The following is a 14,027-nucleotide window of genomic DNA, read 5'->3' as shown; positions in this document are numbered from 1 at the left end:
CGTCCTTTTTCATGCAGGAAAGAAGATCCTCTTGTTTACTTCACCTTAAAGTTGCTCACCAATAGTTGCAGACTCTCTGCCATTTTGGATAGAGCCGATGCAGATGCCGAAATTTCCTCCATCGTTGCCAGCTGCTCTTCCGAAGCCGCGGCTACGTTTTGGGTATTGGAAATCGAAGCATGGGCGATCCGGGCCATCTCTTCTACGGAGGCATTAACTTGCTCTAGGCTTGCGGACATTTCTTCGGATACGGCGGACACCTCTTGAATTTGTGCCGTTACGTGTTCGATGGATTGCAGTATTTTTTGGAATCCAGCTTCTACATCATGAACGACTCCCACTCCTGCCGCTACTTCTTGAGTTCCTTTCTCCATCACGCGGACAGCACGATCGGTATCTTCTTGGATATAGGTGATTAATTCGACGATTTGAGTTGCAGACTCCCTAGACTGCTCGGCCAGCTTTCTGATTTCAGTCGCTACTACCGCAAAGCCTTTACCGTCTTCGCCCGCGCGAGCCGCTTCAATGGCGGCATTAAGAGCTAATAAATTCGTCTGATTGGCGATACCTGTGATTACTTCGATAATATCCCCGATCTCCTGGGATCGTTCCCCTAACTGCCGAATAGCGGCTGCCGATTCATTGACGGACGAATGGATGGCATTCATTTGCTGACTGACCTGCTGAAGTGATTCGCTTCCGGCGTTGGCTTCCTTATTCGTTGCCAATGCGGCATCAGACACACTGGAAGCCGTCTCGGCTACTTGCTGAATGCCGATGGTCACTTCTTGCATGGCTCTAGAACTCTCATCGGCGCCTTGCCCTTGCGTTTCAGCTCCATGGGCGACCTCTTGAATCGACGCGGCAATTTGGTTTGTTGCCTCTGTGGTCTGCTCAGCGCTAGCCGTTAATTCCTCGGATGAAGCGGCTACTTGCTCAGACGTAGAACCGATTTGGCGGATGATCGTGCGGAGGCTGTTCAGCATTTCGTTGAAGGAGCTGGCCAGTTCGCCGATTTCATCTTTGTTTTTCACTTTTATTTCATCTACGGTAAGATCACCTGCCGCCATCCTCTTAGCGGCACGGGTTACGGACAATACGGGCTTGGAAATAAGATCGCTTATGAAGAGGGCAGTCCCGATGCCTAGCAAAACGGCAATAATTCCAAGAATAATGACCCACATTTTTATCGAGGCTGTTTTTTTGGAAGCGGATGCATTTCCGTTATCCAGCAGATCATTTTGGAATTGGGACAATACGGCGATCTTATCGTCGAATTGCTTGGTGATCTCACGTCCTTGTGTTGATAGCAAATCTCGATATTCAATATAATCATTTTGTTTTTTGAGTTCGAATAGGCGATCGGCAAACTGTTTGTATTGATTCTCTACTTGCTGAATCTCCTCCAGCATTTGAATAGCCTCTGGCAGAGAGAAACTGTCCATCAAAGCATTGAATTTTAATTCATATTCATTTCGGGCGTTGGTGAACTCATTAAAAGCTGCCTCATCACCAACGATTAAATAAGTTTGCATGCTAGCTATCTCTTGCTTGGCTGCCGCCTGTAAGTCCGTGATGTTCACGGCCTTCTTCGCGCGATCTCCGAGCAAAATACTGTAGGTCTCATCAACCAAACTAATTTGCGAGTAACTGATTCCAATCATTATGCTCAAAATCAATAAAACGGCCGAAAAGCCGCCAAATAATTTTTTTCGTATAGTGAATTTCATGATGTGTGTACCACCTTAGTATGATGTAGTAAATCTGTACAGGGTGTCCCCCGAAATAGAAGTGTTCAGCAGGCCTGGTCGGTAAAAAAACCTCCTTTTATTTCAATTCACAGGGAAAAACTGCTCAAAAAGGAAATAATAAAAAAACAACCAAATCCCGTAGAAATCATTCTACGGATTGGTTAATTCATAATTAATTCCCTGGTTTCAATTTCGAGCATTTAGTCCTATGCCATTGTATAAATTCACGACAGAGTTGACCAGGTATAACCAGGAAAAAAGTCGAAATTTGTCTAAAAAACTCGAATTTTTATTAATTGATTTGTTATAATAGAAATTTAAGGAAATCCAATGGGGAGTTATCAGAGGATACTCTCTATTCCTTATCCCGGAATGGAAGACAGGCATTATGATCAAAATAGATGTATAAGTCAAACAACTGGAGGTACACGATGACAATTTATAAAGTAAATATGGGGCGCGGGCTTAAGACCGCTACGCTGCCTCTTGTTATAAGTACGTGCATTTTACTATCAGGATGTGCGGGTAACACGCAAACTGGAGTCCAGGGAACCACGCCTGGGCCTGCAAACGGAACTGCAGTAACGAACCCGAATAACACAGGAGGGCAGCCTAACCAGCAAAAGAACGCGGCAGCCGTATCGGAGACGGAGGGTCTTCCTTCCGGGGTAAAGGTTCAGAGAGTAATCAAAGATATTACACTTAATAATAATTATCATAAAAAAATCGAGCTGCTTACCGATGGAGGCAAACGCGTGACGATTACGGATGCCAGCGGCGGGCTGGTGCTGCTGAACCTGGAATACGAAGGCACGATCCTGGGGGCCAGCGGCAGGGTGGTTACCGTGCAGCTGGATCATGGCGGTCAGCAGACGATTACCATTCCGGACAATTTGACGATTGAGGACGATGACAACCTTGGACTGAACAAAGGCGTTGAAATCGAGTGGGCCGTCGATGCGGACGGAAATATCCAAAGCGTGGAGCTGGATGATTGATTAACAAAAAAAGCCGGGCACCGCTTAGGACAAGTTCCTGCGTGGGCTCGGTTCTTAATGGATGCTTTAGAGCTGCAATTACCGCGCGGAGTATCCGCCGTCGATCACGAGCTCGCCGCCCGTAATGTAGGATGCTTCATCCGAAGCCAAGAACCAAATAGCGTTGGTTTCGGCGATCTTGTCAATATTGTATGGCTAGTGGAAATTCCATACCGTGGATGATGTAAGGGATCGCTAATTTAATATATTCCTCTGCAGAGACCTGGCTGTTATTCTGCCAATCGATCGAAGCGCCATAAATCCCCCAGCTCAGCATGACGGCGGAAATGCGGAGCGATTCGTCGCGTTCTTTGGCATATTGCTGCAGCAGCATTTTATAGAACAGGTTCTCTAGTTCCTTTTTGATAATCGCTTCAATGGTAGTAGTAAACGCCTCGAAGCTTCTGCGGCACTGCGATTGCAGCGATTTTCGAAATTGGGTGAGGGACAGGAAGATATTGATCGCCGTAGTCTCATTGAGCTCGTCATGCCCGGAGATTTCGCTGATGACTTTGGTCATCAAGTCTTCGGTTAACACTTTTTCCAATAAATCATATTTATCCGTGAAGTGATAATAAAAAGTAGCCCGATTGACGGTCGCCTCGGCGGTAATATCCTTAATGGTGATATCTTTAAACTCTTTATATGTTGATAGCTGCACGAAAGCATCCATAATTAATTTGCGGGTACGAACGATGCGCGGGTCTATTTTTGCTTCGGTCATAGGAAATGCCCCATTTCTCACTTTTTCTACATTTCATTGCATTTGTCGTATAAACGATAAAAGCCCTAAACTATTGGTTGAGCGGCAAAGTTATTACTCTTACAATTAATTTTATGCAACAGGTGTTGTATAAGCAATAGATGATAAATGACATCTGCAATAAACATCTGGTAAAATAGAGTGTGATATCTATCGCATCTAAATATGTAGAGAGAAAAGTGGAGGAATTTTACATGAATGTACTAGTCGTTAAAGCCAACAACCGTCCTGCTTCCGAGGGCGTGTCCAGTAGAATGTATGAAGCGTTTATGGAGGCCGTTAAAGGCCAGGAGAACCTGAACGTAACTACGTATGACGTATTCGAAGAGGATATGCCTTACTTCGGCCAGGATCTGTTCAACGCCTTCGGCAAAATGCAAAACGGCGGCGAATTGACGGATGTTGAGAGCCGTCTCTTGGCAGCTAAACAAAAAGCTATGGACGCATTAAGCGCTGCAGACGTCGTTGTATTTGCGTTCCCGCTGTGGAACCTGACGATCCCGGCGAAATTGCAAACCTTCATCGATTACGTTTATGCTGCGGGATTTGCATTTAAATATAACGAGGAAGGCCAACTGGTTTCGTTGATGACGGATAAGAAGGCAATCTTCCTGAGCGCGCGCGGCGGCATCTATTCTACGCCGGAAACTGCACCAATGGAAATGGCTGTTAACTATATGCGCAGCGTATTCGGCGGCGTGTTCGGCATGCAAATCATCGATGAAGTTGTCATCGAAGGACATAACGCGATGCCAGCAAAAGCCAATGAGATCATCGAAGATGGCTTGCGCCGCGTAGCTGAAGCTGCTTCCAAACTGGCTCTGCAACACGCGTAATTGTAATAGACTAGGCATGATTTAGCTGCTAGGCTAGTATCATCTTAAGTACTAGACCAGTCATCATATAGTTGCGGATATGCATCATTTGCGTGCTTTGAAACAAGGCTGTCCCCAAAGATCAAAATGAATTGATCGGGGATGGTCTTGTTTTTTTTGTGCTCACAATGGGGGTTGGGTGGGGGGTTAGAGGCAAGTCGCCAAGACGCTCTCATTTATCGTTAACGGACAATGGTTCCGCTATTTGCAGTAAAAACGCAAAATTGGCGAGCTAATGGACCGTGGTTCCGCTACTCAGCAAATTTAGAGCGAAAATGGGGCTAGCAAGGGCAAATAGCGTCCTCTGTGTCCGATAGAATTCAAAATCGGGGAGGAATGAGGAAATAGCGGATTCTCTGACCGTTAGCTTTGAGCGCCCCGTTGTTCTATGACAGTCTTCGACTTCACCAGGTTCCACTTCTCCAATGTAACGTTCATGAGATTCAACTAACTGCTACTACTCGAATTGTAACTTCGCCGAATACTTCCCAAAATGTAACTCCCTGCAGCTGCAGCAGCATTCACAGCAATGGATTCTTTGTGCGGCGCAGAACGCCAACTAAACAATAACGTTTGAACTTCCGATATTACTAATGATTCGAATGACGGAAGGTGAAGGCATGTTTTTTTTCGGCAAGAAAGCCAAGATGACGGAACAAAAGGTGCAGGACATCGTACAGACGCTAGAGCAAGTCTACACAGCAAAAAATATAGACAAGCTCACTGGAATGTTCCATCCGGACAAGCGGCAAATATCGTTTCTTAATCATTTTCAACTGATGATGAACTTTCAGATTTACAACATCCAATCCGAAATCTTGAACGTAGAAATCCTTACGCTGACCGGGGAAGAAGCCACATTTACTTATACGCGCAAGCATATTTACACTTATGTCAATGAAGCGGATGAGAACGGCGAGACGCTTAGCAATATTACCAGTTACTACGTGCAAATAGCTGCGGAGGAGAAGTCTGTCTACATTACGAAATACTCTCCATACAGCGTCTTGCATTTGGATAAGGACGGAGAAATATTGCCGGGAGAGCAGGCGGTTGTTCCAGCAGGGGCACAATTTTTCGAGAGGATGCGGCGCTTCATTAACGAGTTCGATTTAGACGGCTTACAGGCGTCTACTTATTTGCTCTATAACGATAGCGAAATGATTGGTTATTACCCGGAGGCAGAGAGGTACCGCTACAAAACGTCGGAGCAGTTCACTGTCGATTATTTCGAGAAAATGGACGCGAATTCGATCAAGGAGCATACCGAGGGATATTTGGAGCAGGAAATTTTGGAGCTCGGAGAAATGCTCGCGCTTGGAGCAGATTACTCCATCCTTGAGGCACAGTTTACGACAGATTCCCGCTTTCGGCATGAGCTCGTGCTGAGCATGGCCGCACCGGACGGATTTTACATGATCCGCTACTTGAAGAAAGACAATCGGTCCATCCCGCCAGAGGCACGACAACGTTGGATTGAGCAAATGAAATCGGCCGCAGCGCAAATCGCAAACGAATAAACATTGTAAAACGGGGTATCCGAAACATCGCTTAGGATGAGGAGGGTAACCCCGTTTGTTTTGCAGCATGGAGCAAAATTTGTTATTCATAGCATGAAATAGATATTACGATGGGTATCCGCATGCTCATTAATTATGTAAAATATCGATAACAGTCTATGAAAGCGCTTGCCATGAATCGACCTATAAACGGGGTGGCCATCTTGATAGGGAAAATTCGCGGACTAATGAGGGAAGCCGGCATCTATCACAAAATGCTGATATTAATTACGCTGCTGATGATCGTCAGCTTCTCATTGTATTGGATCGCGCTAAAGTATGTGACCGATCTATATGACCGGCAAATGTACGAGCGAACGTCTCAGGTGCTGAACAGCTCGGCGCTGGGGATCGAGAATCAGCTAAGGGAGCAGGAGGGTCTATCGTTCCGGGTATTCTCCGATGAACAGCTGCAGTACAGCTTGTCCCGTCTGAAGGTAGACAGCGCCACGTCTTACCAGAAAGCCATTCAGCGCAAAAAAATAATGGATCGTCTCACCGCGATCGCTGGCTCCGAGAAGTTCGTCTACTCGATCATGGTCATCGATCCGGAGCGGCATATTCTGATCGGAGGCAACCGTGCAGGGCTGGCGCAGGACCTGCAGACCGAGCTTATTTCGATTGCCGAAGACGCAGACGGATCGAACGTATGGTTCGTCGGCAGCGACCGGTCGCTGTACGCCGTACGGCAAATCAAGTCGTTCAATGGGACGACCTTTCCGCGGGACGACCTGGGCACGCTTATTATCCGTTTCCGCAAAGAGCGGATCATGGAGGATTACGTCCAAAGCGGCGGGGATGACAGTCATCTCATCATTACCGACGGAAGTAAAATCATCTATCCCGATAATCCCCTTATCCCGGAGGAGGAGATTGCCGCTGAACTGGTGCACTCCGAATCTTACGGGTTAACGACCGTAGGAGGGAGCAAATATTTTTTTACGCGGGTAAGATCGTCTGATTTAGGCTGGACTTATTTGAATATGACCCCGTATGACAGCATGTTCCGCACGATTTCATTCGTCAAAGACCTTGTCACCATCATCTTTATCTTGATTTTGCTGATCGGCATTGCGCTTGGAGTCAAATTGTCACGCAGCATCACCCGGCCGATCGAGCAGTTGATCAAGAAAATGCGCAAAATCGAGAAGGGCGATCTCGACAACCTGGAGGAACAGTCGCTGGGAGAGGTGCCAAGAACGTCGCAGACCGAGGTCGAGCATTTGCAGCGTACGTTTAAAATGATGATTCAGCGCATCCGCGAACTTATCAATCAAAATTATGCCAAGCAGCTGGTCATTCGCGAAAGTGAATTAAAAGCGCTTCAGGCGCAAATCAATCCGCATTTTCTGTATAACACGCTGGATTCGATCAATTGGCTGGCCAAAGTGAACCGCCAGACGCAAATTTCGCAAATGGTAGAGGCGCTCGGCTTCCTGCTGCGCAGCTCGCTGAGTGACGGAACAAGTCTGATCACCTTGAAATCGGAGCTGGATATCGTACGCAGCTATGTGACGATCCAGCGTATCCGTTTCGAGGAACGGCTGGATTTCCAACTGGAGGTGCCTGATGAATACCTGGATGCCTTGATCCCGAAAATGACGCTTCAGCCCCTGCTCGAGAATGCCATTCATTATGCCCTGGAGCCGAGAATCGAAACTTGCCATATCCGCATCATCGTCAAGGAGTCGGCCGAACGAGGCGGAGGACTGGATATCCGGGTGGAGGACGACGGCCCGGGGATGACGCCGGAATTTCTGACAGAGCTCAGAGGCGGGCGGGTGCAGACGCGGGGCAAAGGCATCGGGCTGTCCAACATCGAAGAACGCATCAAGCTGACCTTCGGCTCCGAATGGGGTATCCGCATCGATAGCGAGCCGAACATCAGGACGGCGATTCATATCCGCATTCCATATAGACAAGGAGAGGACGAGGATGTATAAGGTGCTGCTCGTAGACGACGAGCGGATGATATTGGAGGGTATTCAGCAGGTCGTAGACTGGAACAGTGCGGGAACCAAGCTGATCGGCACTGCACGCAACGGGATCGAGGCCTATGAGCTGATTGTCAAAGAGCAGCCGGACTTCGTGATCAGCGATATATCCATGCCCGGGCTGAACGGGCTGGGGCTGGTGGAGAAGACGCTGCAGGCGTATCCGGATATCCGGTTCATTATGCTTACGGGATACAAGGATTTCGAATATGCGCGCAGTGCCATGCAGTTTGGCGTGAAGCATTACCTGTTGAAGCCCTGTAACGAGGCGCAGATCTATGAAGCGTTGGCTGAGCTTGTGGCCGAGCAGGAGGAAAAGCGCGAGCGGGAGAGGTTCGTCGCGAGGATGAAGGACGGGCTGAACAAGGTGCTGCCCCATGTGAAGGAGCAATTTTTGCGCGAGCTCGTATCCAATAAGACGTACGGGCGCAGTGATCTGGAATACTACCGCGAGCTGTTCGGTCTTGAATCCGTGGAGCAGCCGGTTCGCTTGCTCTTGTTCCAGCTGGAAGACTCCCATGAATACGAGCATTTATTTGCCTTGAAAAATATCGCCGAGGACTTGCTGACGGGTGTCCTGCTGGGAGCAACGCTCAACGGAAGGCTGCTTATGGCCGTGCGCGAGGCGCCGGAGCCGGCCCAACTGCTGCGGAGCATCGAGGAAGTGAAGCGAACGTTCCTTGGCTTCTATAGCGTCGAGCTGACCGTGGCGCTCAGCGAAGCCGGACCGATGGAAGCGGCACGCAAACTGTACCGCGAGGCGCTAGAGTGTATGAATCACCGCTTTTACGTCGGTGAGGGGAGCCTCATCACGCAGAGCGATCTGCCAGCAGACGACCGGGGAAGCGGGGATGTTGAGCTGGACGAGGAGCGGATGGCCCTGCTGATCAAATCGGGGCTCAGCGACGAGGTCGAGCACGAACTGGAGCGGCTGTTCTGCCGGCTGGCGGAGCTGTGCCTGGAAATCGGCGTCACTCGCTCCTACGTGCTGGAGCTGTACGCTATGCTAATCCGTCTATGCTCCCCGGAGGATCGTCAGCGGTTCACGGCGCAAATGGCCGAGATCGTCAGGCTCGATACCTTGTCCAGTCTGAAGGCGTTCGTCAAGGAAGCGGCCATCCACGTCACCTCCGGCTACTACAGGAACAGCATCAGCCGCCGCTCCTCCATCGTCGAAAGAATGCTCTCGATCATTGAGCAGCATTACATGGATGCCGAGCTGACCCTGAACGGGGTGGCGCACGAGATGCTGTACATGAATCCCGATTACCTTGGCAAAGTGTTCAAGCAGGTGACAGGAGACAACTTCTCCTATTATTTGAGCCGTCTGCGGATCGAGAAGGCAGCGGGGCAAATCCGCCGCAGTGGTGATGTGAAGGTGTTCGAGCTTGCTGATTCGTACGGCTTCGGGGGCAACTCCAAATACTTCAGCCAGGCGTTCAAAAAATGGATGGGCATGACGCCGACGGAATACCGCAAATCGCTGGAAGATGGCAAGGCCTGAGTGAAGCACCTCTGATTTTTATACCTTTAAGTCGGATGAGTGAGTTTCCTTACACCCCCCTTAGGGGCGAAAATGATACTTGTAAGCGTTAACAAACTAGCGTTCGACGAAAGGGGAGCATGTTTGTGAGGAAGAAAACCGCTTTATGGATGTTGGTTGCCCTGCTGTTCATTTTGCCTGCCTGTAGCGGCGGAGGCAGCACGGGAGGTGCGAGTAACGGAGGGGGCAATGACAAGCCCGCGCAGGAGAGCCAGGGCAAAAAAGATAAAACGACGCTGAGAATTGCCTGGTGGGGAGGCGATAAGCGCCATGAATATACCCAGCGGATCGTCGATAAGTATCAAGAGCTGAACCCCAATGTCAAAATCGACGTCGAGTACGCAGCGTTTGACGACTATTGGAAGAAGCTTGCACCCCAGGCGGCCGCGAACCAGCTGCCGGACATCGTGCAGATGGACATCTCTTACATCGTACAATATGCCAAGAACGGCCAGTTAGAGGATTTGACGCCATTCATGGGGACTCAAATCAAAATCGATGACGTAAATGAAAATGTTATTTCCACGGGAAAAATCAATGACGTCCAGTACGGAGTACCGACCGGAGTCAACGTACTTGGATTCCAATACGACCCCGAACTGTTGAAGAAGGCCGGCTTCGACGGCATTCCGGAAAATTGGACCTGGGATCAGTATGAGGAAATCGCCATGAAGGTTAGGGACGCGGGTTATGTCATGGACGGCTCCATGGCGCCGGATATTTTCTTCCACTACTTCCTCCGTACCCATGGATATTCGCTGTATAACAAAGAAGGTACGGCGCTCGGCTATGAGGACGATGCCTTATTCACCGAATTTTTCGGGCGTCTGGCCAGTTTGATCAAAGAGGGAGCTGTGCCTTCCCAAGAGAAGCTGACGCAAACGAAAGGCATTTTGGAAGAATCGGATATGGTTAAAGGAACAGGCGTAGGCGTGTGGCAATGGTCCAACCAGTACGTCGCACTTCAGGCAGCGGTCAACCGGCCGATGGAGCTGGCGCCTATGATGGGACCGAATATGGAGAAAGGCCTGTACATGCAGCCGAGCATGTTCTGGTCGATTACTTCCCACTCCAAGAACAAGGAAGAAGCGGCTAAGTTCATCGACTTCTGGATTAATGACGTGGAAGCCAACAAAATGATCAAGGGCGAGCGCGGAGTTCCGATCTCGGCTTCGATCAAAGAGGCGATCGTCTCCGAATTGTCGGAGCCGGAGAAGCAGATCTTCGACTTCGTTGCGGCCATGGAAGAGAAGAGCTCGCCGATGAGCCCGGCGCCGCCAGTAGGATCGCCGCAGGTAATCGCCTCCCTTGCCGACCTGGTGGAGCAAATCAACTACGGCCAGATGACTCCAGAGAAAGCGGCAGCTACGTTCCGGCAGGAAGCGAACGGCATCCTAGCTAATAACAAGTAGGCTTAGGCTGTCCTTGACCACTTGAGCACGGCGGTAAATACGCTTTTGGAGCGAGTGCCCGTTTACTGCCGCTGCTCAGGTGGATTTCATGTTCACGATACTGCCAGGAGGTGCAGGTGCCTTGCGGAAACAGTCACTCAGAGCCAATTTGACCGGATATGCTTTTATCAGTCCGTTTGTAATCGGGTTCTTGGTCTTTACGTTTATTCCGATTTTGATCTCATTATATTTGTCGTTCACCAATTACAATTTATTCAACGATCCGCAGTGGATCGGGTCCTTCAATTTCAAAAAAATGTTTACCCAGGATCAGAAATATTGGAACTCGGTCAGAGTTACTTTTATATATGTATTTGCCGGCGTGCCGCTGCGGCTGATGTTCGCCTTGTTCGTGGCCATGCTGCTCAACACGAAGTCGCGCATGGTTGGTTTCTATCGAACCGTGTATTATTTGCCATCGATCATCGGCGGAAGCGTCGCTGTATCGATTATGTGGCGCAACATTTTTAACGAACAGGGCATCGTAAACAGCCTGCTCATATTTCTCGGTATTCCGCCCGTCGCTTGGTACGGCGACCCCAATGCTGCACTTGGAACGCTGATTGCATTGTCGGTATGGCAATTCGGATCGTCTATGCTGATCTTCCTGGCCGGGCTGAAGAACATCTCTCCGGAGATGTACGAGGCAGCAGGCATTGACGGAGCAACCGCTCCGCGCAAATTTTTCAAGATCACGCTGCCTCTGCTGAGCCCGATCATCCTGTTCAACCTGATCATGCAGACGATCAGCGCATTTATGACCTTCGTACCGGCTTACATTATTTCCAAAGGGGAAGGAACGCCGATGGACGGAACCCTGCTGTACTCCCTGTATTTATTCCGGCAGGCCTTCATGTTCAACAATATGGGCTACGCCGCGGCGATGGCTTGGGTCATGCTCATCATGGTCAGCATCATGACGGCGATTCTGTTCAAGACATCGAAATTATGGGTGTTCTATGAGTCGAAAGGAGGCCGTTAATCATGGTTGCAGGCAAATGGAAATGGCCGGTCTATCATCTTTTTGTCGGGGTAATTGCCATTCTCATGCTGTACCCGATCATCTGGCTGTTCATGAGCTCCTTCAAGGAGAGCCGGACGATCTTCGCCACGGCCTCACAACTGATTCCGCAGTCTTGGAATTTTGGGAACTATGCAGCAGGCTGGGCCGGCGTTGGAGGGCAGCCCTTCGCCCAGTTTATTGTCAATTCGCTTATCATTGTCGTGCTGGCTACTATCGGCGTCGTCATTTCCTCGGCGCTGATCGCCTTCGGCTTCGGCCGGCTTGATTTCAAAGGGCGCAATCTATGGTTTGCGCTGATGATGGTGACACTGATGCTGCCCCATGACGTAGTGCTCGTCCCTCAATACATTATTTTCTCGAAGCTCGGATGGCTGAACAGTATGAAGCCGATTGTCATCCCGAATTACTTCGGAGCGCCGTTCTTCATCTTTCTGATGATTCAATTCATCCGCTCGATTCCGATCGAGCTCGATGAGGCGGCGACGATCGACGGCTGCGATAAGTTCCGGCTCTTTTACCGTATCATTCTGCCGCTCATTAAACCGGCGCTTGCCACGGCGGCGATTTTCTCCTTCTATTGGCGGTGGGAGGATCTGATCGGCCCGGTGCTGTATTTGAATTCGCCGCAGAAATATACCGTGTCGATGGGGCTGAAGATGTTCCTGGACAGCGAGTCAGGGTCCAACTGGGGAGCGATGTTCGCGATGTCCATCGTCAGCCTGATTCCGGTCGTCGTTGTATTTTTTATATTCCAGAAACAAATTGTAGAAGGAATTAGCAGCAGCGGGTTAAAAGGATAGGAGACGCTGACGGTTAGCAATAGGCGAAAATCGTGAAGGGGGGGATCGTATGGAAATGGAGAAGACGTCATGGAAATTCGACTTCGGGGCGGGGCAGCCGGCGGACGGTTTTACTGGCGTGACCGCAGAAAGTGTGTATAGCCCTGCGGCTGGATACGGATTCGAGGACACAGGCCGGGTGTATGCCCGGGATAGATCGGCGGCGGCCGCTGCCGTACCCGGCGATGCAAGAGCAGCGCTGTATCACCGCTTCTGCATTCCGATGGGAGCTACGTTTGCGGCAAATGTGCCGGACGGCGTATATCTGGTGAGCATTCTGGCAGGAGACGCTTTGGCGGAAACGCATACCATGCTGAAGGTCGCTGGCAGCAAGCGGGTGCTGCCGCCGATCAGCGCGGCGGCCGGACAGTTCATCGAGGAGAAGTTCGCCGTTCCTGTGCGGGGCGGCCGCTTCCGGCTGCATGTGTCAGGGCAGGCGCCACGCCTGAACATGCTGGAGCTTCAGCCCGCGCCAAGTACGCTGACCCTATTCCTTGTAGGCGATTCCACGGTGACGGATCAGGGGGAGGACGGCTATCCATACGCAGGGTGGGGGCAGCTCTTGCCCGCCTTGTTCAAGCACGATGTCTGCGTGGATAATCATGCTCAGTCCGGGCGCAGCTCGCGGAGCTTTATCGAGGAGGGGCGCCTGGAGGCGATTCTGCAGTTGATCAAACCTGGCGATTTTCTGATGCTCCAGTTCGGCCATAACGACGAGAAGCCCGATCCCCGGGGAACGGAGCCGTTTACGACGTATAAGCAGCATCTGCTGCACTATATCGAAGCCGCTCGGGAGAAGCAGGCTCACCCGGTGCTGGTGACGCCGGTGCATCGCCGGTATTTCAACCCGGACGGAACACTCTCCGATACGCATGGAGATTATATCACGGCGATGCAGGAGTTGGCGGAAGAGACGGACACGCTGCTCATCGATCTTGCCGCCCGAAGCAAGCTGTTATTCGAGAAGGCCGGACCGGAGGGCAGCAAGGATTTATTTATGTGGGTGTATCCGGGCGAATACATGAATTTCCCTGCCGGGGTGCAGGATAACACGCATTTTCAGGAGCAGGGGGGAGAAGCGGTCGCCCGGTTAATAGCTGACGGAATTCGCGATTTGCAGCTGCAGCCTTTGTTAATGTATCTCAGGTAACGTTTGGGAGGAACAAATGACTACAGAGCCATTTTGGGAAG

The 14,027-nt window shown here is 50.3% G+C and carries 11 protein-coding genes and 1 pseudogene; 9 read left to right on the top strand and 3 right to left on the bottom strand.

The window, feature by feature from the left end:
* Window positions 1-35: 35 nt before the first annotated feature.
* Window positions 36-1,730 carry a methyl-accepting chemotaxis protein gene (locus tag ACYUJT_RS21415; RefSeq protein ID WP_460326096.1) on the bottom strand — a complete coding sequence of 565 codons (1,695 nt, stop codon included), beginning with the start codon at window positions 1,728-1,730 and terminating at the stop codon, window positions 36-38.
* Window positions 1,731-2,182: 452 nt separating this feature from the next.
* Between ACYUJT_RS21415 and ACYUJT_RS21410 the strand changes: the two genes are divergently transcribed.
* Complete coding sequence (locus ACYUJT_RS21410; RefSeq protein ID WP_460326094.1) at window positions 2,183-2,749, top strand: hypothetical protein; 567 nt, start codon at window positions 2,183-2,185, stop codon at window positions 2,747-2,749.
* A 78-nt stretch (window positions 2,750-2,827) separates the two neighbouring features.
* Here ACYUJT_RS21410 and ACYUJT_RS21405 read toward each other — a convergent pair.
* Together ACYUJT_RS21405 and ACYUJT_RS21400 are read right to left on the bottom strand one after the other, a co-directional pair.
* Window positions 2,828-2,914: pseudogene (locus ACYUJT_RS21405) on the bottom strand (SDR family oxidoreductase); the annotation flags it as partial.
* A 16-nt stretch (window positions 2,915-2,930) separates the two neighbouring features.
* Window positions 2,931-3,512: a TetR family transcriptional regulator gene (locus ACYUJT_RS21400; RefSeq protein WP_460326092.1), complete on the bottom strand. Its 582-nt coding sequence runs from the start codon at window positions 3,510-3,512 to the stop codon at window positions 2,931-2,933.
* A 233-nt stretch (window positions 3,513-3,745) separates the two neighbouring features.
* On the opposite strand from ACYUJT_RS21400, the gene ACYUJT_RS21395 reads away from it, so the two are divergent.
* The 8 genes from ACYUJT_RS21395 (at window position 3,746) to ACYUJT_RS21360 (ending at window position 13,986) form a co-directional block, all read left to right on the top strand.
* On the top strand, window positions 3,746-4,387 hold the full coding sequence (locus ACYUJT_RS21395; protein WP_460326089.1) for an FMN-dependent NADH-azoreductase: 642 nt from the start codon (window positions 3,746-3,748) through the stop codon (window positions 4,385-4,387).
* 641 nt (window positions 4,388-5,028) lie between these two features.
* Window positions 5,029-5,946, top strand: a complete 918-nt coding sequence (locus ACYUJT_RS21390) for a hypothetical protein (RefSeq protein ID WP_460326087.1) — start codon at window positions 5,029-5,031, stop codon at window positions 5,944-5,946.
* A gap of 173 nt (window positions 5,947-6,119) precedes the next feature.
* Complete coding sequence (locus tag ACYUJT_RS21385) at window positions 6,120-7,928, top strand: sensor histidine kinase (RefSeq protein WP_460326085.1); 1,809 nt, start codon at window positions 6,120-6,122, stop codon at window positions 7,926-7,928.
* Window positions 7,921-9,483 carry a response regulator gene (locus ACYUJT_RS21380; RefSeq protein ID WP_460326083.1) on the top strand — a complete coding sequence of 521 codons (1,563 nt, stop codon included), beginning with the start codon at window positions 7,921-7,923 and terminating at the stop codon, window positions 9,481-9,483. The genes ACYUJT_RS21385 and ACYUJT_RS21380 overlap by 8 nt, the downstream gene beginning before the upstream one ends.
* 119 nt (window positions 9,484-9,602) lie before the next feature.
* Window positions 9,603-10,934, top strand: coding sequence for an ABC transporter substrate-binding protein (locus ACYUJT_RS21375; protein WP_460326081.1), 1,332 nt, complete (start codon window positions 9,603-9,605; stop codon window positions 10,932-10,934).
* Between the two features lie 121 nt (window positions 10,935-11,055).
* Complete coding sequence (locus ACYUJT_RS21370; protein ID WP_460326079.1) at window positions 11,056-11,955, top strand: carbohydrate ABC transporter permease; 900 nt, start codon at window positions 11,056-11,058, stop codon at window positions 11,953-11,955.
* 2 nt (window positions 11,956-11,957) lie between these two features.
* Window positions 11,958-12,797: a carbohydrate ABC transporter permease gene (locus ACYUJT_RS21365; RefSeq protein ID WP_460326077.1), complete on the top strand. Its 840-nt coding sequence runs from the start codon at window positions 11,958-11,960 to the stop codon at window positions 12,795-12,797.
* 49 nt (window positions 12,798-12,846) lie between these two features.
* Entirely contained in the window at window positions 12,847-13,986 is a 1,140-nt protein-coding gene (locus ACYUJT_RS21360) for a rhamnogalacturonan acetylesterase (protein WP_460326075.1), read from the top strand.
* Window positions 13,987-14,027: the final 41 nt, after the last annotated feature.

Source organism: Paenibacillus sp. YSY-4.3, assembly GCF_054767475.1.
This window is presented reverse-complemented; position numbering and strand designations above follow the sequence as displayed.

Coding starts and splice junctions, on each gene's coding strand:
- ACYUJT_RS21415 (WP_460326096.1), bottom strand. CDS start 1,730: ATGAAATTCACTATACGAAAAAAATTATTTGGCGGCTTTTCGGCCGTT.
- ACYUJT_RS21410 (WP_460326094.1), top strand. CDS start 2,183: ATGACAATTTATAAAGTAAATATGGGGCGCGGGCTTAAGACCGCTACG.
- ACYUJT_RS21400 (WP_460326092.1), bottom strand. CDS start 3,512: ATGACCGAAGCAAAAATAGACCCGCGCATCGTTCGTACCCGCAAATTA.
- ACYUJT_RS21395 (WP_460326089.1), top strand. CDS start 3,746: ATGAATGTACTAGTCGTTAAAGCCAACAACCGTCCTGCTTCCGAGGGC.
- ACYUJT_RS21390 (WP_460326087.1), top strand. CDS start 5,029: ATGACGGAAGGTGAAGGCATGTTTTTTTTCGGCAAGAAAGCCAAGATG.
- ACYUJT_RS21385 (WP_460326085.1), top strand. CDS start 6,120: ATGAATCGACCTATAAACGGGGTGGCCATCTTGATAGGGAAAATTCGC.
- ACYUJT_RS21380 (WP_460326083.1), top strand. CDS start 7,921: ATGTATAAGGTGCTGCTCGTAGACGACGAGCGGATGATATTGGAGGGT.
- ACYUJT_RS21375 (WP_460326081.1), top strand. CDS start 9,603: ATGTTTGTGAGGAAGAAAACCGCTTTATGGATGTTGGTTGCCCTGCTG.
- ACYUJT_RS21365 (WP_460326077.1), top strand. CDS start 11,958: ATGGTTGCAGGCAAATGGAAATGGCCGGTCTATCATCTTTTTGTCGGG.
- ACYUJT_RS21360 (WP_460326075.1), top strand. CDS start 12,847: ATGGAAATGGAGAAGACGTCATGGAAATTCGACTTCGGGGCGGGGCAG.